Genomic DNA, 21,787 nt, shown 5'->3' with positions numbered 1-21,787 from the left:
GTCATCCTGGCCGCACCAGCACAACCAGCGGCACGGCATCGGCGGAGGAACACATGGGCGATCTCGACCGGAAGGACGGCGGGCCGCGTTCGGCGATCGTGGTCGGCGCGGGCATCGTCGGCCTGTCGACCGCCTGGTTCCTGCAGGAACGCGGCGTGCGGGTGACCGTCGTCGACCGCGAGGGCATCGCGGCGGGCTCGTCCTGGGGCAACGCGGGCTGGCTTTCGCCCGGGCTCGCGATCCCGCTCAACGAACCCGCCGTCCTGCGCTACGGCCTGCGCACCCTGCTCGACCGGCAGGCTCCGCTGCACGTCCCGGCCACCCCGGACCCGCGGCTGTGGCAGTTCCTCGCCCGCTTCGCGGCGAACTGCACCCATCGGTCCTGGAACCGCGCGGTGCGCGCGAACCTGCCGTTCAACGAGGAATGCCTCGAAGCGTTCGACATCCTGACCGCGAACGGCGTCGACGCGCCGACCATCGACGCGCCCATCACCGCCCTGTTCGAGACTTCGGACAAGGCGCAAACGCTGGTCAAGGAACTGGACCGGCTCGGCGACGCCGGGCAGAAGGTGTCCTGGACCCATCTCGCCGGACCGGAGCTGCGCGAGCACTTCCCGCAGGTCACCGACCGGATCGGGGCCGGCATCCGGCTCGACGGCCAGCGGTACGTCGACCCCGGCCGGTTCGTCGAATCGCTCGCCCGCGCAGTGGTCAGCCGAGGCGGCACGATCCGGCACCGGTTCGAGGTCGCCGCGATCCGGCGGCACGAGTACGCCTACACCGTGCTGTCGGCGAACGGGCAGACCGTCAACGCCAATGCCGTCGTGCTCGCGACCGGCGCTTGGCTGGGCGAGTTGGCGCGCAAGTGGGGCGTACGCGTTCCGGTGCGCGCCGGCCGCGGGTACTCCTTCACCGTGCCGACCGACGAGCCGGTGCCGAGCCCGATGTACCTGCCCGACATCCGGGTCGCGTGCACGCCGTACCAAGGCGGGCTGCGGGTGGCCGGGACGATGGAGTTCCGCAAGCCGGACGACCCGCTGTACCCCGCCCGCGTCGACGCGATCATCGCCTCGGCCCGGCCGCTGCTCAAGGGCCTGCGCTGGGACCAGCGCACCGACGTCTGGGTCGGCTCGCGCCCGGTCAGCGCCGACGGGCGGCCGGTGATCGGCCGGACCGGCGCGCCCGGGATGTACGTCGCGGGCGGGCACGGCATGTGGGGCCTGTCCCACGGCGCGGTCACCGGGAAGCTGCTCGCCGAGCAGATGGTCACCGGCAGGCTCCCGGAAGCGCTGCGGCCGTTCGACCCGCTGCGGTGACCCGCGCGTGTCCGCCGAACCCGTCCCGCTGACCGGCGACGAGCACGCCGAACTGCTCTTCCTCCGCGCGGAGAACGCCTTGCTGCGCACCGAAAGGGACATCCTGGTGAAAGCGGCGGGCTGGTTCGCCGCCGACGCCGGCGTGCTCGACCGCCGCACCGAGCCCGAGCCCCGCTGACCGCCGCGGGACTCCTCGAAAGTCCGTGGGGGCTGGACGCCTCCTGCTTGCCCGGCCCCCACGGACGTCATCCGAAAGGCACCTCTCATGTCGACGACCTCTTCGCGTCCCTGGCTGACCGCCGACGCGCACGCCCGCCTCGCCGCGGAACTCGCTGACCTGCAACGCGAACCCGACCTCGACGAGGGTGCGGGCGAACACGACCGGCTCGACCGGCAGCAGCACCGGCAGGCGCGGATCCGGCAGCTCCAGGACCTGCTGCAGAACGCGGTCGTCGGCGAGGACCCGCCCGACGACGGGGTCGCCGAGCCCGGGATGGTCCTGACGGTCCGCTACGACGACGGCGGGACCGAGACGTTCCTGCTGGCCGCGCGCGACGAGGTGGGCGGCGGACTCGAGGTTTATTCGCCGGATTCGCCGCTTGGGCGGGCTCTGCATGGCGCGAAGCCGGGGGAGCAGCGCGAGTACGAGGTGCCGAGCGGCGCGCTTGTGCGGGTGACGCTGGTCGAGGCTTATCCCTACGGCCGCTATCGAAACGACGGCTGACCCCAGCTTTGTGATTACCCTGACAGGTGTGACCGACGAAGAGCTCATCATCGAGTTCGCCCTCGCCCGGCTCGACAACCCGAGCCTCGACCTCGAGGAGGTCGCGGCGCTGCTCGTCCGCCGCGCCGGACCGGAACGGATGCTCGATTTCGCCGCGCGCAACCTCGAGACGCGCGGCGAACTGCGCGCCGCGATGTTCGAGTCGGCGGTCGAACACGTCTTACGCGTCGTCCTGACATTGCGCGGCCCGGCTGACTGAGCCGTGGACAATTCGCTGACCTGCGTGGACAGCCCCGGACATTGACCGTGGACAGCGAGCGGTTGAGGACAAAACGGACGGCGCGCTGGGATGAGTGCACCGGGATTTCCCGGCTGTACTCCATTCCGATTCGTCCGAGGGGAACACCCATGAAGATCGGCAAGACGCTGATGGCCGCCTCCGCGCTGGGGATCGCACTCGCCGGGATCGCCGCGCCCGCCGCGTCGGCGGACACCGCGGCTCCGGCGAGCGCGCAGAGCAAGCACACCGCGAGCATCAAGTGCACGAAGCCGTCCGGGAAGAAGGCCAACTACTCCTGGGGCGACGGGTTGACGAACGTCACCGTCTACTTCAACAACCACTGTTCGCACAAGGTGTCCGCGGGCATCGTGCTCAAGGACATGGACGGCGCGCTGAGCGTCCAGTGCATGACCACCAACGGCGGCACCAGCGGCAAGAAGAAGTTCCACATCGGCGCGGACCACACGGTCGCGCGCATCCAGAAGGGCTGCAAGCTCTGAGCCTCCGCGGCTGATTCGCCGGGCGGGCCCGGGGCTGCGCCGCCCCGGGCCGCCTGGCAACCTCCAAGGGTCGATGTCGATCATTGGAGGTGTCATGAGCGAGCCCGCGGCCGGGCAGCCCGGGGCCCGCCGGGGTCGCAAGCACATCGTGCCCGACGCCGGCTCGGGCCCGGTGGCCCGTTTCGCTTGCGCTCTGCTGGACCTGAAGCGGGAAGCGGGCGACCCGTCCTACGACCGCATGCGCACGGAACTCGGCGCGGCGGCGTCCAAGTCCGCTCTTTCGGCCGCCACGCGCGGCCGCAGCGCGCCGTCCTGGCCGACGACCTGGGAGTTCGTCCGCAGCCTCGCGGTGACCGGCCTCGGCCGCGACGAGGAGACGGTGCGCCGCGAGTGGCTGGCGCGCTGGGAAGAGGCGACCGAGGGGCAGTCGGGCTGGGGCGCCGACTCGGCAGACGGTGCTTCGTCCGCCGATCGGCCCAGTGCGGGGGAGCGGATGCCGTCGGCGGGCGATACTTCCTCCGCGCCGGAACCGCCGCCCGATGCCGATCCTGCGCCGTCCGCCGTTCCTGCTGAACCGACCGCTGTCCCCGCTGCGACCCCCGTTCCGGCTGCGTCCGCCGCACCCGAACCGGCCGCCGTTCCCGCTCCGGCCGCGGCCAAGACCCGCCGCTGGGGTTCGATCGTCGTCGCCGCGACCGTGCTGGTCGTCCTCGGACTCGTGGCCGCCGTCGTGGTCCTGGCCACGCCGTCCGCCCGCGACAAGGAAGCCGCCGCCCCGCACTACCCGCTGCCCGGCGACTCGTCCGGCTTCGGCGGCGACGGCCTGCCCGGCGACGTCACCTTCCCGGACGGCGCGAAAGCCCGCTACGGCCAGACGTTCACGAAGATCTGGCGGCTGAAGAACACCGGCTCGGTCCCGTGGCGCAGCCGCTTCTTGCAGGTCGCGGGCGGCACCACCGTGCTGTGCCCGTCGCCGCCGCGCGTCCCGGTCCCGGACGCCGAGCCGGGGCAACTGGTGGAGGTGAGCGTCCCGGTGACGCCGACCGGCACCGGCGTCTGCCACGTCCTGTGGAAGATGGTCGACGAACGCGGCGCGCTCGTGTTCCCGGACCGGACCGGGATTTTCTATCAGGTGACCGTCACCGTGGAGTAGCCGAGAACGCGGAATATTCCCCAACCGGGTTTCGGCTCGCTGTCGGGCAAGCGGCCTGACTAGGGGGTTTCCCGTTTCCCATCGCGCAGGCGCTGGGAAACCCCCGCTTCACGCTCGTGCCGCGCTGTCGTGATCTGCAAAATCGTCGCTGTGGACGATGTCATTCAGCGCACGCGAGCCGTGGCTGTTTCGTGCGCTCTGAGTCGCGACATGCGGAAAAAGGCCGGAAAGCACGAGGACGACGGGACAGCCGACTGTTCCACGCCGGTGAGCGCGAGTTCGTGCGGTTTCGCGCTGACCGGCTGCCAATTCATGACTCCATCCGTTGTAAATCGCCGAGTTCGTCTGCCCATGCGGGGCTTCGCTGTGCTGGACTGTGCGAAGTGCCGCGGTGCCAGCACCGCGCGGAGGCATTTGACCAGTCCTCCGCCACGGGCATCAGGCAACGGGGAGGGGTCGGTGGCGGATAGCCGCGCACAGTTCGGCGCCGAACTTCGGCGGTGGCGGACCAGAGCTGGAGTATCGCTCGCGGACCTTGCGGTCGTGGTGCACTACAGCAAGGGCTATCTGAGCAAAATCGAGAACGGGCTGAAACGAGCGCATCCCGATCTCGCGCGCCGGTGCGATGCCGAATTGGGGGCAGGAGGCAGGCTTGCTTCCTTGGCCGAAACCGGGGAGCACCGAACCGAATGGGCCGACGAGGCCGAGGACGGAGAGGCCTGGATAGTGAATCTCGACGGCAGGGACGGCAGCTGGTTCCGTCCGATGGGAAGACGCGAGGCGATCGCGCTGGGCGCCGGGCTGGGGTTCAGCGTGGGGGCGCCGGCTTTGGCGCGTTCGGCCGGGGGAACGGCGTTGTCCGTGTTCCGCCTCCAGTTCGACCAGATGCGGGCTCTTGGGCAGGCCGCTAGTCCCGGCGCGGTCATCCCCACGGTCATCGCGCAGACGCACACGCTTCGCGAGTTGGCCAGGCAGGCGGTCGGCCGCGACCACTCGGAGCTTTTCCTGCTCGCTTCCCGGTTCGCGGAGTACGCGGGCTGGATGGCACAGGAAAGCGGAGACGAGCGGGCGTCGCTGTGGTGGACTGACCAGGCGGTCCGCATGGCCGAATCCGGCGGAGACCGTCATCTGGCCCGCTACGCGCTGGTGCGGAAGGCAGTCGTCGCCTTGTACCAGGAGGATGCCGGGAAGACGATCGCACTGAGCCGCGAGGCACAGGCGGGGCCGACGCCGGCGCGAATCCAAGGCATGGCCGCGCAACTGGAGGCGCAAGGGCATGCGTTGGCAGGCGACTACGAATCGTGCATGCGAGTTCTCGACCGCGCGCGTTCGCTGCTGGTGATCCCGGACGACCGCGGTGATTCCGCGTTGCCGGTGCTGGGCGCCATGCACCTCGAGGACCCGGTGGCCATGGCTGCAGGGTGGTGCTTGCTCGATCTCGGCCGCCCTCGGGAAGCCGCCGCGGTGCTCGACCGGCAGCTCCTCACGGTGCCGGAGCACGCGCTGCGGACCAGAGCCCGCTACGGCGTCCGCAGGGCGCTCGCGTACGCGATGCAGAACGAGGTCGAAAGAGCCTGTGAAATCACCGCCGAGTTGCAGGGCCCGTTGCGGGCGATCGGCTCGGCGACCGTGGCGCAGGACCTTCGCCGGTTGCGGCGGACGCTAGCCCGCTTCCACGGAAATAAAGCGGTTCGAAACATCTATCCGCTGCTGACCGGCCAACTGGACTAGTCGCACTGGGCGTGCCCATTTTTTGATTTCTTTGTGTATGGAGGTTTATTTGTCATGCCTGAAGTATTTGTGAACTACCGCACCGGGGACGGCGAGCAGCTGGCGACGATCATCGACCAGGATTTGCGCCGTCGCTTCGGCGACGCAGCCGTTTTCAAGGATCATCGGTCGATTCAGGCAGGCGCGGTGTTCCAGAAGGCGCTGGAGAACGGCGTCTGGGGCAGCAAAGTCTTGTTGTGCGTCATCGGGCCTGCCTGGCTGACCGCCGCCGACGGGACCGGAAGGCGCAAGATCGACAATCCGGAAGACTGGATCCACCGCGAGTTGGTGATGGCCTTCGACCACGGGGTGCGGGTGATCCCCGTGATCGACGAACAGGCGCAGTCGCCGCTGCCGGTCAAAGAGTTGCCCCAGCCGCTCAAACGGCTTGCGGATCTGCAGTACAAGATTTACCACCACCGGGACCCTGACACTGTGCTGAACCGGATCGCTCAGGATGTGCTCGATTCCGTCCCTGGGCTGAAAGATCTTACTCAGCCTGCGAAACAGGCAGGCGAATCTGCCACGCGGAACGAAGTCCATGGCGGAGGTATAGGCGGGGTTTGGGGCGACCCGTCGATCGGGACGATCATCAGCGGCCCGGGCAACCAGTACAACGGCGACGTTTTCGGCGGTTCCCAGTTCAACGGCCCGACCCATGCCGGAACGGGCACGTTCAACAACGCACGCACGATCAACGTCGGGAAAGACGACGGCTCGGCGGAGGGCGAGGAGCGGCCTTGACTGCGAGCGAGCGCGAGTCGCCCGGCCCGTTTCCCTGGCCAGGCGCAGGCGCACCGGTCAATCAGTACACCCAGATCAACAACATTGGCACCGCTGGCCCGCACAACCGGCGCCGGCCGTTCGGCCTGCTTCACGAGTCGGACCTCGGCTGGCTCTATCGAAGGTTCGAACCGCCGGAAGGTTTTCCGCACGCTCAGCACAAGCTGGAGAAGTGCGGGCTGGTCCTCATCTCCGGGCCGGCCGGAGCTGGGACGCGTACCGCGGCGAAGATGCTCCTGCGCACTTACGCTGATTCCAGTCATCTGTTCCGGGTTTTGCCGACAGAGGTCGAGGAAGACGCGTTCGATCCGGAAAGCGTTGCCGACGGAGACCTGCTTCTCCTTGACCTTTCCGCGGTCGAGAGCGAGCACTACGCGAAGCTGAAGGAGAAGGCGCTTTACCTCCGGGCGCACACGAAAGCCCGATCGACCAGATTGGTGATCATCGTCGATCGAGCGGTGGAGGAGCAGTTCGAATTCGACGAGAGCCGCCAGTTCCTGGTTCCGCTGGGGCGGCCCGACCCGGCGGTGGTGCTGCGGCGGCATCTCGCTGCGGACGGGCTGTCCGGCGACCTCGATCCGGCGGAGTACCAGGCATTCTGCGCTTCGCTGGTTTCGTCGAGCATGAACGACCTGGCACGTCTTGCCGACAGAGCGCGGTTATTGGCGCGAGGTGGCGAACGGCTGCTGGATCTGCTCAGGGAAGCGCAGCAGGCGGTTGCCGACCGGACTGAAGAAGCGCGAAAGCTCCTCGACGGCAAGAAGGACGGCGTGGTCCGCGCGCTCGCGTTGGCCGTGGCGATGCTGGAGGGCGAGCATCGCAGAGTGGTCTTCGCGGCTGCCGCCAAGCTGCTGACGCAGGTTGAGCACCCGGAGAGCGAGGTTCCGTTGCTGGAACGCACCTCGTTGTCCGGATACCTGGGCGAGGTCACCGCGGTGGCCGTGGACGAGCACGGCGGGATCCGGTTTCGGGAAGCCGGATACGGCGCCGCGGTCGCCGCCTACTTCTGGCGGGAATACCCGCGGTTGCACAATGTTCTCCGCGACTGGAGCGCCAGCCTCGTAGGCATGGAGGAATTGAGCAGGCGGTCCCGGCTTCGGCTGGCTGACCGGGTGGCGATCCAACTGCTCGACGCGGATCTGCACGACGACCTGGCGAAGCTGGTCAGGAACTGGCCGCGGGCGCGGGATTGGCCGGACCAGGTGCAGACCGTCCTGTCGAGAAGCCTGGCACATCCGCGGCACGGCCGATTCTTCCGGCAGCAGTTCTACACGTGGGCGCGGGCGCGCGACCTGCCGGACCAGTTTGCCGCGGTGCTGGCCGATCTGTGTGCGGCGGAGATGGCGGCGGAGTACCCCGAAGAGGCGCTCACCAGGCTCAACCACTTGGTCAAGCGAAATCGGGACAGCATCGACAGTTATGCGCTGGAGCGGTTGCTCGAACTGGTCGCGAGCGATCTCCGGCTCTACCGCCGTCTCGCCTGGCGGTTGCGGCAGCATCCTCCCCGGCCGGGGCGCGGGCGATCCGAGACCGAGCTGGCGCTGCGAGTGCTCAGTCCGAAGCTGGTGCTGAGCACTGACGTCCGAGGCCGCCGCTTCGGGGCCGATCCCACTGTGCGCAGGTGCGTAGAAGCGGTCTGGCGCGCGCTCATGACCAGCCTGCCCGAACGGGAATGGCAGGAGCTTCTGCGGGCTTGGCTGACCGAATGCGTTGATGCGGAAGCTCCGGACGCGGCCATGCTCGTTCGCGAGGTGCTCGCCGGAGCAGGCGGCGACCCCCGGACCCTCGCCGCCGTCTATGTGGCTGCCAGGGATTGGGCGCGGAGCGGTGATCGCGTTTCAGACGCCCGCCTCGCGCTCCTTGTCATCCAGCTGATCAACGAAGCGCAGGGTGTGGTCGATCCGGATGCCACTCTCCGCGAGAAGAAAGGCCGATCATGACTTCATCGGACAAGGCCACGCTCTCCATCGCACTGCTTGTCTGCGCCGGTGTTCCGATCGGTCTCACGATCGCACTGGACTCTTTTCTCTGGCTTCTGCTCGTGCTTCCGCTGGCGATCGTCCCGGCAGCCGTTTACAAGCGGATCAGGGCCCGGATCGCCTACGAGTCCGAGCTCGACCGGCGCATGACGGCGCACCTGGCTGCTGTGCAACCGCCCGTGCCGGAGCCGGTGCCGGAGCCTGCTCCGATTCAGTTCGAGCGGGCTGAAGTGACCGCGACAGCGTTGCCGAGCCGGTCCGAGGACTACCGGTTCCTGTTCTCGGCGACGGTGTGGTGGCGGTTGTGCCCAGGGGTGCGCGGGCCGGTGCACGCCAGCCCCGGTGCGGTAGCGATCAACGAGGTCGTGGAACGAGCGAAGGCGATCACCGCGGGTGAACTGCCTCTTGACCACGAACAGGTCCGCCACCGGTTGAACAGCGTGTTGGGCAAGGTCCAGCCGGACAGCTCCGGATTCGTCGAGGTTTCGGCTGCCGACGTGCGCCTCGATCTCGAGACCGCCGACCGGGAGCGGCTTGAGCTGTTCGCGAGGACGCGCAAAGACGCGCTGGTGTGGGAGTACGAGCGCAAGCATGAGGAAGACCGGCGGCGCTATCTCGGAGAAGATGTTCTCAGCGACACTGGCAGTGCGGTCGTCTGGTGGCTGGTGAAGCAGAACAACGACGTGGCGAACGTAGTGAAGGACATCAACACTCTCGCCGAGCTGACGGCGGCCGCCAACAACGTGCGGCCGGTGGCCGGCCGGGAACTGGGCTATGGGCAGATGGCGTTTCCGGAGGACCTGACCGTGCCCGAGCGCACGCCAGCGGTCTCCGAGCCGTCACCGCGGGACAGCGTGGTCGATCTCGTCGAAGCGCTGATGAACGGGATTGGCCTGGACGCAGACGCACCCGAACGGGAGCTGCTGGCTGAACGGCTGGCCAGTTCTTTTGCCGCGGCGGGCAAACCGGACCCGGCCGATGAGGTCCGCGAGGCCTTCGGCGCGTTGGACCCGGACCCGTCGCCGTCCGGACCGGTTCAGGTGGAGCTGCCCCAGGACGGATCGGCCCAGGGAAGCTCGGCTTCCCCGGCTTACGACGGCGACGCTCAGCAGGCCCAAGACAGCGGGGCTGCGCGGGCATGGTTTCAACGGGACGAAGAAGGTGCCGACGCTGATGCTAGGTCGCCGCACGACGTCGCGGCTGGCCGAGTTCCGGACGACGAGGCGGAGTTCGGTCGGGGTGAGACACCTGATCCGGTTTCGGACGGCGGGGGCGACGGCACACAACCAGAGGTTCCGGAAGCAAGGCACGACAACTCGGACGGGAGGCCGGGCTCCGGCTCGCCGCACGACGGCGCGGAACCGGCTTTGCTCTGGCCGGATCCTGGTGCGCCGGGAGAGCAGACCGATCGCGTCGCCCACCCCGGGAGCTCGAGCGCGGATCAGGAGTGAGCCGCAGAGACAGGAAGAGGGCCGGGCCGTGTTCGTCGCAGCAGGACTGCTGGGCGAACTGGCCCGGCGGGTGCGGAGCGACGCCGCGGATTGAGCGTCGCCGCAGGTCACCGCCCTGGGCAAGAAAATCGTACCCTTTTTCCCGTTCGCTCGTTCCGTTCCGGCTGATTCCATTGTGGACAATTTCCGCCCGCCCGAACCCCGGTCGTGGGACGAATTGGCGAACCGGGAATGGCGGCGTCGGCGACGGTAGCGGTCACATTGCGGAGGGTGGTCAACGAATACCCTCCGCAGGATCACTCCTCCGGGTGGGGCGAAGGGCAATCCGCCATCGGGGCCTCGGTTCCGGTAGCTCAGCGTGAGAAAACCGCGGAGCGAGCGCCGCGTTACATCACTCTTTAGTGGTGAAATTGCGATAATTGTGGTCACCGGAACCGGCGGGCGGGCGCGGTGCGCGACGGATCTTGCTTTGCGTTTCCCGGGCGTCTTGATAATGTCGCGGCCTGCCAGGGACCGACAGTTGTGCTCGGTCACGCGTGGATTCGGGGATCCGTGCGGCGGCTCCATTCTTGATGTTCGGAAGGACAATTCATGCGTTCTGCCCTGCTGCGCGGACGGACCGTCGCGGTCGCCGTTCCCGCGCTGGCTTTGCTCGCCGCCGCCGTCGCCCCGCCGGCGCTCGCCGCCGACGCGCCGGCCGGCTCGGCCTACGGCGCGTCCGCCTCGGTCTCGCTGCTGCCCGGCGTGCTCGGCGACAAGGGAATCACCGTCGACACCGGCAAGATCGCGCCCTCCTCGACCGAGGGCCCGGAGTCCGCGCAGGTGGTGAACGTGCCGCTGAAGGGCCTGGTCACGGCCAAGGTGATCAGCAGCTCGGCGAAGCAGGACGGCAGCAACGGCCCGGTCGACGCGAAGGCCTCGATCGTCGACGCCGCGCTCCCGGTGCTCGCCCCGCTCGCCGGCTCCACCCCCAAGGCCCGCGTGATCAGCTCCGAGTGCAAGTCCACCCCGGACGGCATCACCGCCTCGTCCGAGCTGGCCGGCCTCGACCTCGGCAAGATCGGCAAGCTCCCGGTGTCGACCAAGCCGAACCAGAAGCTCGGCATCGACGGCGTGCTGCAGGTGATCGTCAACGAGCAGATCAAGCACTCCGACGGCAGCCTCACCGTCAACGCGCTGCACGTCAAGCTGCTCGGCGGCACCGCCACCGGCGCGCTCGGCAAGGGCGACATCGTCCTCGCCTCGGCCACCTGCGCCAAGGTCGCGGGCAACCCGACCACCCCGCCCACCACGCCGCCGACCACCCAGCCGAGCAAGCCGGGCACCCCGCCCGCCGAAGGCCCCGGACAGGTCACGGTCGTGCCGGTCGGCGCGCCGGAGACCGGCGACGGCACGCTGGCCGCGGTGACCGCCCGGTGACGCGTTCCCGGTTCGGGCTTTTCGCGCTGCTGCTGGCTTTCGTCGCGAACTTCGCCCTCCTCGGCTGCGGTTCGGCGGATCAGGCTCCGCCGGCCGCGGCCCCGGCGAGTTCCGCGGCGGCCGCGCAGCAGGTCGCGGACCCGGTCTCGCTCGACGTTCCCAGCATCGACGCGCATTCGTCGCTGGTGCCGCTCGGCCTCAACGACGACAAGACCGTGCAGGTGCCGCCGGTGGACCAGCCGCTGCAGGCGGGCTGGTACCACTTCGGGCCCAAACCGGGCCAGGTCGGACCGGCGGTCGTCCTCGGCCACATCGACGGCAACCACCAGAAGGGCATTTTCTGGCGGCTGCACGAGATGAAGAAGGGCGACAAGGTCGTCATCGGCCGCAAGGACGGGTCGAAGGCCACGTTCACGGTGACCAAGGTGGACCAGATCGCGAAGAAGACGTTCCCCACCGAAGCCGTGTACGGCAACACGACCGACTCGCAGATCCGCCTGATCACGTGCGGCGGCGCGTTCGACGCCGAAAAGAAGAGCTATCTCGACAACATCATCGTGTACGGCACGCTCGACAGCTGAGCCGCACAGATACCGGGGCCTCGTCGTTTCGCGCTCGGGCGAAGCGGCGAGGCCCTTCTGTCATTCCCCGGAGAGCTCCTCGGTGGCGGCCCGGCCCGCTTCGGCGGTGCGGCGCAGGAACCCGGCGATCAGCATGAGTTCGTCTTCGGTGTACCCGGCGCACAGGTCGTCCATCGCCGAGTTCATCCCGCCGTACACGCGAAACAGTTCCTGCGTGCGGCCCGGCACCGCCCGCACGGTGACCGCGCGCCGGTCGGCCGCGTCGGGATCCCGTTCGCGCACCACCCATCCGCCGCGTTGCAGGCGGTCGAGAATGCCGGTCACGGTCGCCGGGTGCAGACCCGCGCGGCGGGCGAGCGCGCTCGGGCTCAGCGGGCCGCCGGTCGAGATCAGTTCGAGGCAGTCGAGGTCGACGTCCTTGAGCTTCAGCCGCCCGCCGACCTGGTGGTTCAGCAGCGACAGCTGATTGCGCAGTTCCCGCAGCGACTCCTTGAGGGCCACCGTGGTGCGCCGCCTGCGCCGCGCCGACTCCGTCCCGGATGCTCCGGACGCCATCTGCTCCGCCCTCCCGTTTCTCGCTGGTCAGCGTAGCCGGGTCAGGCGGCGGCGAGCAGCGCTTCCCCGGCCGGGGTCAGCACGGCGGGCACCGGCTGCCCGAACGGCCCGGACTCCCGCGCGCGCAGCAGACCGGCGCGCGCCAGCGCGTGCGCGGTGAACTGGTCGCTGCACGGCAGGCCGTCCACGAACAGATCCGGCTCGCAGCTGCAGGTCAGCCGCCCGCGCCCGGCGGCGACGGCACGCAGCATCGAGATCCCGCGGCGGGTGACGGTGGTGTCGGTGCGGTTCATGGCTGCCTCCTCGAAGCTCGCTCTCACCGATACGTCGAACGAGCCGCCCGGATTTCGACCTAACCTGACGGGGAAAAGCGGACCGGAAGAACACGGGAGCCCCCATGCTGATCGACGACCTGCACACCGTCCTGCCGGACGACCGGATCGTGCGGGACCCCGATGTGCTGCGCAGCTTCGCGCACGACGAGGCGGAGTGGGCCCCCTACGGCGAACCGGCGGTCCTGGTCCGCCCGCGCACCGCGGACGAGGTGCAGGCGACCGTGCGGCAATGCATCAAACACGGCACCCCGGTGGTCCCGCGCGGCGCGGGAACCGGACTGTCCGGCGGCGCGAACGCGTTGGCAGGCTGCGTCGTGCTGGCGACCGACCGGATGACCAAGATCAAGGAGATCGACCCGGTGGAACGGCTCGCCGTCGTCGAACCCGGCGTGGTCAACGACGATCTCCGCGCGGCCTGCGCGGAACACGGGCTCTGGTATCCGCCGGACCCGGCCAGCTCGCCGTGGTCGACGATCGGCGGCAACGTCGCGACCAACGCGGGCGGCGTGTGCTGCGTGAAGTACGGCGTGACCCGCGACTACGTGCTCGGGCTGCAGGTCGTCACCGGCACCGGCGAACTCGTCCGGCTCGGCCGCCGCACCGCGAAGGGCGTCGCCGGGTATGACCTCGCCGGGCTGATGGTCGGTTCGGAGGGAACGCTCGGCGTCATCACCGAAATCACCGTGCGGCTGCGGGCGAAACGCGCGGCGGAGGCGACCGTCGCGGGCTATTTCGACTCGACGGTCGCGGCGGGGGAGGCAGCGGCGGCGATCCGCGCGGCCGGGATCGTGCCGTCGGCGCTGGAACTGGTGGACCGGCATTGCCTCGCCGCGGTCGACGCCTGGAAGAACATGGGCTTGTCCGCCGACGCGAACGTGGTGCTGCTCGGCCGCAGCGACGTGCCGGGCGGGCACGAGGCCGCGGTGATGGTGGAGTGCTTCGAGAAGGCAGGCGCGACCTGGGCCGCGCAGTCGACCGACGAGGCCGAGGCGGACGCGTTGTTCGCCGCCCGGCGGCTGGCGTACCCGGCGCTCGAACGGCTCGGCCCGGTGCTCACCGAGGACGTCTGCGTGCCGACGCACCTGGTGCCGGAAATGCTCGCCCGGATCGATCTGGCGGCGCAGCGGCACAATACGCAAATCGCCAATATCGCGCATATCGGCGACGGGAATCTGCATCCGCTGCTGATCACGCCCACCGGGGACGACGACGCGCAGCGCCGCGCGCAGGCCGCGTTCGACGACATCGTCGCCGACGCGCTCGAACTCGGCGGGACGGTGACCGGCGAGCACGGGGTCGGCCTGCTGAAGCGGCCCGGTCTCGAAAAGGAGCTGGGACCAGCGGTTCTCGACCTGCACCACGCGGTCAAGAACGCCCTCGACCCGCACGGGATCCTGAACCCCGGAAAGGTCGTCGGCGGTCCCGTCCAGCGGTAACTCGACCGAGTGAAAGTAAACAGTCCACAAAGGATAGTCATCCGTTTGTGACCCTTGTCTCCCAGTCGTTTTCTTTTGTTGGTTGCCTACCGCAAGCAACTTGCTTAGCCTAGCTAAGGGAACGGCTGGGAGAGGGGTTTTCGACAGTGGCGGAGCGCAGGACGTATTCGATCGCGGAACTCGGTCCGCGGTACAAGTGGATCGCGCTGTCCAACACGACGCTCGGGATGCTGATCGCGACGATCAACTCGTCCATCGTGCTGATCGCGCTGCCCGACATCTTCAAGGGCATCGGCATCAACCCCCTGGAACCGTCGAACACGAGCTACCTGCTGTGGATGATCATGGGCTTCCTCGTGGTCACCGCGGTGCTCGTGGTGGCGTTCGGCAGGCTCGGCGACATGTACGGCCGGGCCAGGATGTACAACCTCGGCTTCGCCGTCTTCACCGTTTCCTCGATCATGCTGGCGATCACCTGGTTCGACGGCGACGCGGCCGCGCTGTGGCTGATCGGCTGGCGGATCGTGCAGGGCGTCGGCGGCGCGTTCCTGATGGCGAACTCGTCGGCGATCCTCACCGACGCCTTCCCGGCCAACCAGCGCGGGCTCGCGCTCGGCATGAACGGCGTCGCGGCGATCGCGGGCTCGTTCCTCGGCCTCGTCGTCGGCGGCGTGCTCGCGCCGGTGAACTGGAACCTGATCTTCCTGGTGTCGGTGCCCTTCGGCGTCATCGGCACGATCTGGGCGTACGTCAAACTGCACGACACCGGCGTCCGCCAGCACGCAAAAATGGACTGGTGGGGCAACATCACCTTCGCGGTCGGCCTCATCGCGGTGCTGGTCGGGATCACCTACGGAATCCAGCCGTACGGCACGTCGCAGACCGGCTGGGGCAGCCCGATGGTGCTGTCCTGCCTGATCGGCGGGGTCGCGGTGCTGATCGCGTTCGTGGTGATCGAGACGAAGGTGCCGAACCCGCTGTTCCGGCTGTCGCTGTTCCGGATCCGCTCGTTCAGCTGGGGCAACCTGGCGAACCTGACCGCGTCGCTCGGGCGCGGCGGGCTGCAGTTCGTGCTGATCATCTGGCTGCAGGGAATCTGGCTGCCGCAGCACGGTTTCACCTTCGAGCAGACGCCGCTGTGGGCCGGGATCTACATGCTTCCGCTGACCATCGGTTTCCTGGTGGCCGCGCCGACGTCCGGCATCCTGTCCGACCGGATCGGCAGCCGTGCGCTCGCCTCCGGCGGCCTGGTCATCACCGCGCTCACGTTCCTGTTGCTGACGCTGCTGCCGGTGAACTTCGACTACTGGGCGTTCGCCGGGATCCTGCTGCTCAACGGCATCGGCATGGGCATGTTCTCCTCGCCGAACCGGGCCGAGGTGATGAACAGCCTCCCGGCCGACGCGCGAGGTTCCGGCGCGGGCATGATGACGACCTTCCAGAACGCGGCGATGGTGCTGTCGATCGGCTTCTTCTTCAGCCTGATCATCGCCGGCCTGTCGGACCACCTGCCGATCGCGATGTCGCAGGGCCTGACCCAGCACGGCGTCCCCGAGGCGGCCGCGCAGCAGGTCGCCCACCTGCCCGCGGTCGCGGTGCTGTTCGCGGCGTTCCTCGGATACAACCCGATCCAGCAGCTGCTCGGCGGCCAGCTCGCCCACCTGCCCGCCGACCAGGCGAGCTTCCTGACCGGACGCAGCTTCTTCCCGAACCTGATCTCGGGCCCGTTCCAGGACGGCCTGGCGGTGGCGTTCGGCTTCGCGATCGTGGTGTGCCTGATCGGCGCGGTGGCGTCGCTGCTGACGAAGGACACGAAGAAGTCGTCGGAGTCGGTGGGCGAGGAACTGGCCGCGGTGGCCGGGGAATCCGGCGGCGGGCCTAGCGAGCTGGTGTCTCCGCGGAGCGATCGGTAGCGGGCCACAGCACGGCTTGGGCGACGATGACGTTCTCGCCGTTGAAGGTCAACGCGGGGCCCTCGTGCAGGCGATAGCCGAGCGCGAGGGCTTCGCTGACCCGGCGGCAGAAGGCGGCGTCGTCGGGACCGGTGAGGACTCGGTAGACGGGGAGACCGTCCGGGGGTGTGCTCATGCGGTCATGATGTCGTGGGCGGCGATGCCGGTTCTCACCGGAGTGCCGCTCACGAGGCCCTCCGCACCATCCACGCCGTCCCCAGCGCCCCCACCGCTCCCACGCTGATCGCCGCGAATCCCAGCCGGAACGCCGCGTCGACGTCCGGCAACCGTCCAGCGATCAGCACCGCGAACACCGCGCCCCCGAGCGAGCCGCCCACCCGCAGCAGGATCGTCACCTGCGCGGCCGCGTCCGGAAGCCGGGACGGTTCAACAGTCTTGTAAGCCGCGATCCCCATCGGCATGCTCACCAAAGCCACCGAAGCCCCATACCCGGCAAGCAGAATCTGCACGAGCACACCCGGTGCGTCCACCGGCAGGAACGCGAACGGCACCGTGCACACCACCGCCAGCACCGCGCCCACCAACGCGACCGGTGCGGCGCCGTACCGATCCACCGCTCGCCCAGTCACCGGCGCGATCGCTGCCGTAGCACCGGCGAAACCGAGCAAACTCAGGCCGGTGTCAACGAAATCCAGGTGCCGACCCAGCTGGAAATACAACGTCACCACGATCCCGCTGCCGAAGATCAGCGCCCCGTTGAAAGCGGCGGCGAGGCTGGCGGCACGGTAAAGCCGGTTGCGGTACAGGGAAAAGTCCAGCAGCGGACGCGGATGCCGTCGCCGCACGAACCACACCAGCAAAACGAGACCGGGCACCAGAATCGGCCACTCGAGTTGTCCGGTGTCGCCCCAGGTCGTGATGGTGTAGAGGACCAACGGCAGCCCGGCAGCGATCAGGGCCAGGCCGACGAAATCGATCCCGCCAGGGTTCTCGCGAGAGCCGCGGGGCACGTACCGGAGGCCGAGAACCAGGCCGACCGCCCCGATCGGCAGGTTGATCAGGAACAGCCACGGCCACGAAAGCCCGTGCAGGATCAGGCCTCCGGCGAGCGGGCCGAGCGCGGGCGCGACGCTCACCGCGATCCCGAGCGTCGCCATCACCCGGCCCAGCCGGGCGGCGCCGACCTGTTGTCCCAGAACGGTTTGCCCGGCCGGGATCAGGACACCGCCCGCCAAGCCTTGCAGGAACCGGAAAGCGATGAGCAGCACGACGTCCGGCGCGGCAGCGCACAAGCCGGACGTCACGGTGAACGCGGCCAGCGCGACGAGCCACACGCGGCCGGCGCCGAAACGTCGCGCGAGCCAGCCGGTCAAGGGGAGCGACAGGGCGAGCGCGAGCAGGTAGCCGCTCGCGATCCATTGCGTCACCGAGAGATCCGCGCCCAGATCGCTGCTGATCGAGTCGAGGCCGATCGTCACCACGGACGCGTCGAGTCCGCTCGCGAACGCGCCGAACACGATGATCCAGCAGATCCGCCACGTCGCGCGGTCGATCGGAGCGGCAACCGTGGTCATCGCGAAGCTCGCAGGGTGCGCAGCGCGGTCGACCAGTCGACAAGTTCCCCCAGCATCCGGGTCAGGATGCCTTCGTGGTGCTCGGCGGGAGTGAAGGTGCCGGGCTCGGCCATGTCCGGGATGGCGAAGTCGGTGAACAGTCCCAGCGCGACTTGCGAGCGCACGCAGGCGACCTTCACCTCGGCGAGCGTCAACCGCAGGTGTTCCACCGCGCGCGTGCCGCCGTTGGTGCCGTAGCTGACGAAACCGGCGGCTTTGTCGGCCCATTCGGAAAACAGGAAGTCGATGGCGTTCTTGAGCGCCGCGGGCATGGAGTGGTTGTACTCGGGCGTCACGAAAACGTAGCCGTCGAAGCCGTCGATCAGTTCGGCCCAGCGCTGGGTGTGGTCGTTGCGGTAGCCGCCGAGCGCGGCGGGCAGCGGTTCGTCCAGGAACGGGAGGTCGATTTCGGCGAGGTCGAGCACCCGCACGTCGGCCCGGTCGCCGAGGAAGGCGGCGGCGCGGGCGCGGGTCCATTCGGCGACCTGCGTCGCCCGGCGGCCGGGGCGGGTGCTTCCGGAGACGACGGCGATGCGAAGCGGAGAAGTCATGCCCCGAAGGTACAACGCTCGTTGTAGTTTTTGCAACGGTCGTTGTACTTCGGCATACTGAGCCGGTGCGGACGGACAAACAACGCGCTCTGCTCGACGGCGCCTTGCGGGTCTTCGCGCGGGACGGCTACTCGCGCGCCAGCATCGACGTGCTAGCGGCCGAGGCCGGCGTCTCGTCGCGGACGATCTACAACCACTACGGCGACAAGGCCGGGCTCTTCCGCGCCGTGATCCTGGACAGCTCGGACCGGGTCGCCGAGCGGCAGATCGCGGTCGCGGACAAGCTCCTCGGCCGGATCGCCGACCTGGAGGCCGACCTCGTCGAGTTCGGCCTCCAGTGGGCGAAACGCGATCCGGAAACCGAACCGCACTGGGCACTGGTGCGCCAGATCCAGGCGGATCTGGACCACATCGCTCCGGAAACGGTCGCCGCGTGGAAGGAACGCGGCCCGACCCGGGTACGGCTGGCGCTGGCCGGGCATCTCCGCAGGCTCGCCGCGGAAGGCCGCCTCGAGCTGGACGACCCGTCGCTGGCCGCGGTGCACCTCGTGCAACTCACCGCGGGCAGCGCCGCCGCGGCCGAACCGGGGGAGGACTGGGAAGCGCTGGTCCGGTCCGGCGTCGGCGTGTTCCTGCGCGCTTACGCGCCGGGCGTCACCAGCCGAAGCTGACCGAGCGGATCTTCACTGGACGCGAATCCTCGGATATCGATATGACGAGCTGAAGGGTTTTGCGGGCTGATGCTTACCTGTGCGGAGGTGGAGAAAGTTGTGATGAAGCCGCGTTGCGGGACAGTTTCCGTACCGGCGACTGGGCAAAGTTCTCCTGGTATGTGATAGCGATCGACCTGGCTTCGCCCGATTCTGTGGGGGTGCTCGCTCGGGCCATCGGCTGGCGGTCGCAGCGGTTTGCGGACTACGACATATCGACACGCCTGAGTCGAGGGCGGTGATCGCTTCGTTGGTGGACGATGACCGTGTTCAGGTGCGTGAGCTGGCGCGGGATGTCGCGGCCAACCCCGACGAGTATTGGTGAGGCGAGGGTTTCGGTTCCCGTACACGGCCGGTTCGTCGGCGTCTTCCTGTGAGCCTGCAGGCTCACCAGCTGAAGCTGACCGAGCGGATCTTCACCGGATGCTTCGGCGCTCCGTCGAGCGGGCCGTTCGGGTCGGTCGGGATGATGCCGTCGGCGACCATCCGGTCGAGGACCTCCATGCCGCGCACCACCTTGCCGAGCACCGAGTAGTTCGCCGGGATGTGCGCGAACGAATGCACGATGAAGAACTCGCTGCCGTTGGTGCCGGGGCCCTGGTTGCCCATCGCGACGGTGCCGCGCTCGTAGGTCTCGGCTCCGGTGACCTCGTCCGGGAACTTGTAGCCCGGTCCGCCCTTTTCGACCTCGTAGATGTCGCCGCACTGCAGGACGCCGAGACGCGCGGAGTTCGACAGCCGCCAGCACTGCGAACGGTCGTAGAAGTGCTGCAGCACCAGGCTGGTCATGTTCGCGACGGCGCACGGGGCCGCCCCGGCGCGGTTGAGCCGCACGGTGACCGGGCCGTAGTTGTAGTGGAAGGTGACGTCGACCGTCCCGCGGGTGAACGCGAACGGCAGCGGGCGCAGCACGGGACGCGCCGCCGGGTTGTCCGGCGTCGGCGTGAAGGTGCAGCTCACCACCGGCGGCTTCACCGAGGGGGCAGCGCTGGCCGGGGCCGCGGTGCACAGGGAAAGACCGGCGATGACGGCGGCGGCGAGCGCGGCCCAGCGTGGCTTCATGAGCCCGGAAACTAGCGAACCCGGGGCCGCCGGCGCCAGGGCTTACTTGCGCCAGGCGGTGCGGCTCTTGCGCAGGTCGAGCAGCAGGAGCAGGACGAGGAACGCGGCCAGACCGACGAGCCACACGTTCTCGGTGTTGTTCTCGTGGTTGCCCTTGATCATCACCAGCAGGATGGCCGCGGACACCCAGCCCGCGATGCGGGTGGCCTTCGGGAACGAGCCGTGCCAGCCCCACTCCGCCGACGGCTCGTCGCGCGGGTCGACCTCGGGGCGCTTCTCGACCGCCTTGCCTGCCACGACCACTCCTTCAAACCGCCTGACGTTGTGCCCTCGCATGATCCCACACCGCTGGCCGCCACGCGGACACGACCCGGGCCATAATGCTTGCTGATGACTACTTCGCGAAGCATCCTCGTGCTGGGCTCCACCGGGTCCATCGGAACCCAGGCGCTCGACGTCGCCGCACGTAATCCGCATTTGTTCACCGTCTCCGGCCTCGCCGCCGGAGGTTCCGATCCGGCGGCGCTCGCCCAGCAAGCGATCGCGCACGAAGTAGCGGCCATCGCCGTGACGAAGCCCACGGCGGTCGAAGACGTGCAGCTCGCGCTGTACGCCGAGGCCCAGCGCAGGGGGTACGCGAAGGGCGAGTTCCGCCTCCCGCGCATCCTCGCCGGCGCGGACGCGGTGGCCGAGCTGATCGAATCGGTGCCGGTCGACGTCGTGCTCAACGGGCTGCCCGGTTCGCAGGGCCTCGACCCGACGCTGCGCGCGCTCGCCACCGGCGCGACGCTCGCGCTGGCCAACAAGGAATCCCTCATCGCCGGCGGTCCGCTGGTGCTCGCCGCGGCGAAGCCGGGACAGCTGGTTCCGGTCGACTCCGAGCATTCGGCGATGGCGCAGGCGCTGCGTTCCGGCGAGGACAACGAGGTCGCGCGGCTCGTGCTCACCGCGTCCGGCGGTCCGTTCCGGGGAAAGAAGCGCGCGGACCTCGGCGAGGTCACCGTCGAACAGGCGATGGCGCACCCGACGTGGTCGATGGGCCCGCTGATCACCATCAACTCGGCCACCCTGGTGAACAAGGGCCTGGAGCTGATCGAGGCGTCGCTGCTGTTCGGCATCGAACCCGCGCGGATTGACGTGACGGTGCACCCGCAGTCGATCGTGCACTCGATGGCCACCTTCACCGACGGCTCCACGATCGCCCAGGCCAGCCCGCCGGACATGCGGCTGCCGATCGCGCTGGCGCTGAACTGGCCGCATCGTGTGCCGGGCGCGGCCGCCGCGTGCTCCTGGGAGACCGCGGCGAGCTGGACCTTCGAACCGGTCGACAACGAGGCGTTCCCCGCAGTCGAGCTGGCTCGCGAAGCGGGTACCGCGGGCGGTTGCCTCCCCGCGGTCTACAACGCGGCGAACGAGGAATCGGTGGCCGCGTTCCTGGCGGGCAAGGCCAAGTTCCTGTCGATTGTGGACACGGTGACGCAGGTGGTGTCCGACGCGGACGAATGGCGGCGCGAACCCCGCGACGTCGCGGACGTGCTGGCCGCGGAGCAGTGGGCGCGCACCCGGGCCGCCGAGCTGCTGGGATGAGCGCGACCGGTGCGCGAAGCCGCGCCGGTCGATGCAACACTGGTTTCACGCTGGCGGCGGATACTTGAA

23 protein-coding genes are annotated in these 21,787 nt (G+C 68.9%); 16 read left to right on the top strand and 7 right to left on the bottom strand.

Annotated features, from left to right (window positions below):
- Window positions 1-53 precede the first annotated feature (53 nt).
- From FKO37_RS39750 to FKO37_RS39695, 12 genes are all read left to right on the top strand, one after another.
- The gene (locus FKO37_RS39750) at window positions 54-1,316 is read left to right on the top strand and encodes an FAD-binding oxidoreductase (protein ID WP_238607765.1); all 1,263 of its coding nucleotides are present in this window, start codon (window positions 54-56) and stop codon (window positions 1,314-1,316) included.
- A 7-nt stretch (window positions 1,317-1,323) separates the two neighbouring features.
- On the top strand, window positions 1,324-1,494 hold the full coding sequence (locus tag FKO37_RS39745) for a hypothetical protein (protein ID WP_037810387.1): 171 nt from the start codon (window positions 1,324-1,326) through the stop codon (window positions 1,492-1,494).
- Window positions 1,495-1,581: 87 nt separating this feature from the next.
- Window positions 1,582-2,040 (top strand): GreA/GreB family elongation factor, encoded by a 459-nt coding sequence (locus FKO37_RS39740; protein WP_037810388.1) that lies wholly within the window; start codon window positions 1,582-1,584, stop codon window positions 2,038-2,040.
- Window positions 2,041-2,068: 28 nt separating this feature from the next.
- Window positions 2,069-2,299 (top strand): hypothetical protein, encoded by a 231-nt coding sequence (locus tag FKO37_RS39735; protein ID WP_037810389.1) that lies wholly within the window; start codon window positions 2,069-2,071, stop codon window positions 2,297-2,299.
- Between the two features lie 149 nt (window positions 2,300-2,448).
- A complete protein-coding gene (locus FKO37_RS39730) occupies window positions 2,449-2,820 on the top strand; it encodes a hypothetical protein (protein ID WP_051728743.1) in 372 nt (123 codons plus the stop codon).
- 94 nt (window positions 2,821-2,914) lie between these two features.
- Window positions 2,915-3,973 carry an NBR1-Ig-like domain-containing protein gene (locus FKO37_RS39725; RefSeq protein WP_238607764.1) on the top strand — a complete coding sequence of 353 codons (1,059 nt, stop codon included), beginning with the start codon at window positions 2,915-2,917 and terminating at the stop codon, window positions 3,971-3,973.
- A gap of 459 nt (window positions 3,974-4,432) precedes the next feature.
- Window positions 4,433-5,704, top strand: coding sequence for a helix-turn-helix domain-containing protein (locus FKO37_RS39720; protein WP_238607763.1), 1,272 nt, complete (start codon window positions 4,433-4,435; stop codon window positions 5,702-5,704).
- A gap of 69 nt (window positions 5,705-5,773) precedes the next feature.
- Complete coding sequence (locus tag FKO37_RS39715; RefSeq protein WP_167754359.1) at window positions 5,774-6,487, top strand: TIR domain-containing protein; 714 nt, start codon at window positions 5,774-5,776, stop codon at window positions 6,485-6,487.
- On the top strand, window positions 6,484-8,466 hold the full coding sequence (locus FKO37_RS39710) for a hypothetical protein (protein WP_134733235.1): 1,983 nt from the start codon (window positions 6,484-6,486) through the stop codon (window positions 8,464-8,466). Before FKO37_RS39715 ends, FKO37_RS39710 begins: the two co-directional genes overlap by 4 nt.
- Complete coding sequence (locus tag FKO37_RS39705) at window positions 8,463-9,956, top strand: hypothetical protein (protein WP_134733237.1); 1,494 nt, start codon at window positions 8,463-8,465, stop codon at window positions 9,954-9,956. Before FKO37_RS39710 ends, FKO37_RS39705 begins: the two co-directional genes overlap by 4 nt.
- A gap of 591 nt (window positions 9,957-10,547) precedes the next feature.
- The gene (locus tag FKO37_RS39700; RefSeq protein ID WP_043827742.1) at window positions 10,548-11,375 is read left to right on the top strand and encodes a choice-of-anchor P family protein; all 828 of its coding nucleotides are present in this window, start codon (window positions 10,548-10,550) and stop codon (window positions 11,373-11,375) included.
- Window positions 11,372-11,956 (top strand): class F sortase, encoded by a 585-nt coding sequence (locus tag FKO37_RS39695; RefSeq protein ID WP_037810391.1) that lies wholly within the window; start codon window positions 11,372-11,374, stop codon window positions 11,954-11,956. Before FKO37_RS39700 ends, FKO37_RS39695 begins: the two co-directional genes overlap by 4 nt.
- A 60-nt stretch (window positions 11,957-12,016) precedes the next feature.
- Here the strand turns inward: FKO37_RS39695 and FKO37_RS39690 are convergent, their stop codons facing one another.
- Window positions 12,017-12,511 (bottom strand): MarR family transcriptional regulator, encoded by a 495-nt coding sequence (locus tag FKO37_RS39690; RefSeq protein WP_037810394.1) that lies wholly within the window; start codon window positions 12,509-12,511, stop codon window positions 12,017-12,019.
- A gap of 41 nt (window positions 12,512-12,552) precedes the next feature.
- Window positions 12,553-12,804 (bottom strand): hypothetical protein, encoded by a 252-nt coding sequence (locus FKO37_RS39685; protein WP_037810395.1) that lies wholly within the window; start codon window positions 12,802-12,804, stop codon window positions 12,553-12,555.
- 104 nt (window positions 12,805-12,908) lie between these two features.
- Here FKO37_RS39685 and FKO37_RS39680 point away from each other — a divergent pair, with 104 nt between their 5' ends.
- Together FKO37_RS39680 and FKO37_RS39675 are read left to right on the top strand one after the other, a co-directional pair.
- The gene (locus FKO37_RS39680; protein ID WP_134668088.1) at window positions 12,909-14,282 is read left to right on the top strand and encodes an FAD-binding oxidoreductase; all 1,374 of its coding nucleotides are present in this window, start codon (window positions 12,909-12,911) and stop codon (window positions 14,280-14,282) included.
- A gap of 146 nt (window positions 14,283-14,428) precedes the next feature.
- Complete coding sequence (locus FKO37_RS39675; protein WP_037810399.1) at window positions 14,429-16,195, top strand: MFS transporter; 1,767 nt, start codon at window positions 14,429-14,431, stop codon at window positions 16,193-16,195.
- Here FKO37_RS39675 and FKO37_RS39670 read toward each other — a convergent pair.
- Genes FKO37_RS39670 through FKO37_RS39660 form a run of 3 tightly spaced genes read right to left on the bottom strand, consistent with a single transcriptional unit; the run spans window position 16,161 to window position 18,359 of the window.
- Window positions 16,161-16,370 (bottom strand): DUF1737 domain-containing protein, encoded by a 210-nt coding sequence (locus FKO37_RS39670; protein WP_043827737.1) that lies wholly within the window; start codon window positions 16,368-16,370, stop codon window positions 16,161-16,163. The two genes, FKO37_RS39675 and FKO37_RS39670, sit on opposite strands and share 35 nt — an antisense overlap.
- Window positions 16,371-16,419: 49 nt before the next feature.
- The gene (locus tag FKO37_RS39665) at window positions 16,420-17,769 is read right to left on the bottom strand and encodes a DHA2 family efflux MFS transporter permease subunit (protein WP_199817480.1); all 1,350 of its coding nucleotides are present in this window, start codon (window positions 17,767-17,769) and stop codon (window positions 16,420-16,422) included.
- Window positions 17,766-18,359, bottom strand: a complete 594-nt coding sequence (locus FKO37_RS39660; RefSeq protein WP_238607762.1) for an NADPH-dependent FMN reductase — start codon at window positions 18,357-18,359, stop codon at window positions 17,766-17,768. The genes FKO37_RS39665 and FKO37_RS39660 overlap by 4 nt, the downstream gene beginning before the upstream one ends.
- A 65-nt stretch (window positions 18,360-18,424) precedes the next feature.
- Between FKO37_RS39660 and FKO37_RS39655 the strand changes: the two genes are divergently transcribed.
- The gene (locus FKO37_RS39655; protein ID WP_134734562.1) at window positions 18,425-19,030 is read left to right on the top strand and encodes a TetR/AcrR family transcriptional regulator; all 606 of its coding nucleotides are present in this window, start codon (window positions 18,425-18,427) and stop codon (window positions 19,028-19,030) included.
- A gap of 426 nt (window positions 19,031-19,456) precedes the next feature.
- Here FKO37_RS39655 and FKO37_RS39650 read toward each other — a convergent pair whose 3' ends face one another.
- Window positions 19,457-20,131 (bottom strand): peptidylprolyl isomerase, encoded by a 675-nt coding sequence (locus tag FKO37_RS39650; protein ID WP_238607761.1) that lies wholly within the window; start codon window positions 20,129-20,131, stop codon window positions 19,457-19,459.
- Between the two features lie 42 nt (window positions 20,132-20,173).
- Complete coding sequence (locus tag FKO37_RS39645) at window positions 20,174-20,428, bottom strand: DUF2631 domain-containing protein (protein ID WP_037810410.1); 255 nt, start codon at window positions 20,426-20,428, stop codon at window positions 20,174-20,176.
- A 93-nt stretch (window positions 20,429-20,521) separates the two neighbouring features.
- On the opposite strand from FKO37_RS39645, the gene dxr reads away from it, so the two are divergent.
- Entirely contained in the window at window positions 20,522-21,718 is a 1,197-nt protein-coding gene (gene dxr / locus FKO37_RS39640; RefSeq protein WP_037810411.1) for a 1-deoxy-D-xylulose-5-phosphate reductoisomerase, read from the top strand.
- Window positions 21,719-21,787 lie beyond the last annotated feature (69 nt).

Source organism: Amycolatopsis sp. Poz14 (assembly GCF_006704225.1).
In the GTDB taxonomy this organism is placed as follows: Bacteria; Actinomycetota; Actinomycetes; order Mycobacteriales; family Pseudonocardiaceae; genus Amycolatopsis; species Amycolatopsis nivea.
Note: the sequence above shows the minus strand (reverse complement) of the source record. Positions and strands in the feature narration are given on the sequence as shown.

Coding starts and splice junctions, on each gene's coding strand:
- FKO37_RS39750 (WP_238607765.1), top strand. CDS start 54: ATGGGCGATCTCGACCGGAAGGACGGCGGGCCGCGTTCGGCGATCGTG.
- FKO37_RS39740 (WP_037810388.1), top strand. CDS start 1,582: ATGTCGACGACCTCTTCGCGTCCCTGGCTGACCGCCGACGCGCACGCC.
- FKO37_RS39730 (WP_051728743.1), top strand. CDS start 2,449: ATGAAGATCGGCAAGACGCTGATGGCCGCCTCCGCGCTGGGGATCGCA.
- FKO37_RS39725 (WP_238607764.1), top strand. CDS start 2,915: ATGAGCGAGCCCGCGGCCGGGCAGCCCGGGGCCCGCCGGGGTCGCAAG.
- FKO37_RS39705 (WP_134733237.1), top strand. CDS start 8,463: ATGACTTCATCGGACAAGGCCACGCTCTCCATCGCACTGCTTGTCTGC.
- FKO37_RS39700 (WP_043827742.1), top strand. CDS start 10,548: ATGCGTTCTGCCCTGCTGCGCGGACGGACCGTCGCGGTCGCCGTTCCC.
- FKO37_RS39690 (WP_037810394.1), bottom strand. CDS start 12,511: ATGGCGTCCGGAGCATCCGGGACGGAGTCGGCGCGGCGCAGGCGGCGC.
- FKO37_RS39685 (WP_037810395.1), bottom strand. CDS start 12,804: ATGAACCGCACCGACACCACCGTCACCCGCCGCGGGATCTCGATGCTG.
- FKO37_RS39680 (WP_134668088.1), top strand. CDS start 12,909: ATGCTGATCGACGACCTGCACACCGTCCTGCCGGACGACCGGATCGTG.
- FKO37_RS39670 (WP_043827737.1), bottom strand. CDS start 16,370: ATGAGCACACCCCCGGACGGTCTCCCCGTCTACCGAGTCCTCACCGGT.
- FKO37_RS39665 (WP_199817480.1), bottom strand. CDS start 17,769: ATGACCACGGTTGCCGCTCCGATCGACCGCGCGACGTGGCGGATCTGC.
- FKO37_RS39660 (WP_238607762.1), bottom strand. CDS start 18,359: ATGACTTCTCCGCTTCGCATCGCCGTCGTCTCCGGAAGCACCCGCCCC.
- FKO37_RS39650 (WP_238607761.1), bottom strand. CDS start 20,131: ATGAAGCCACGCTGGGCCGCGCTCGCCGCCGCCGTCATCGCCGGTCTT.
- dxr (WP_037810411.1), top strand. CDS start 20,522: ATGACTACTTCGCGAAGCATCCTCGTGCTGGGCTCCACCGGGTCCATC.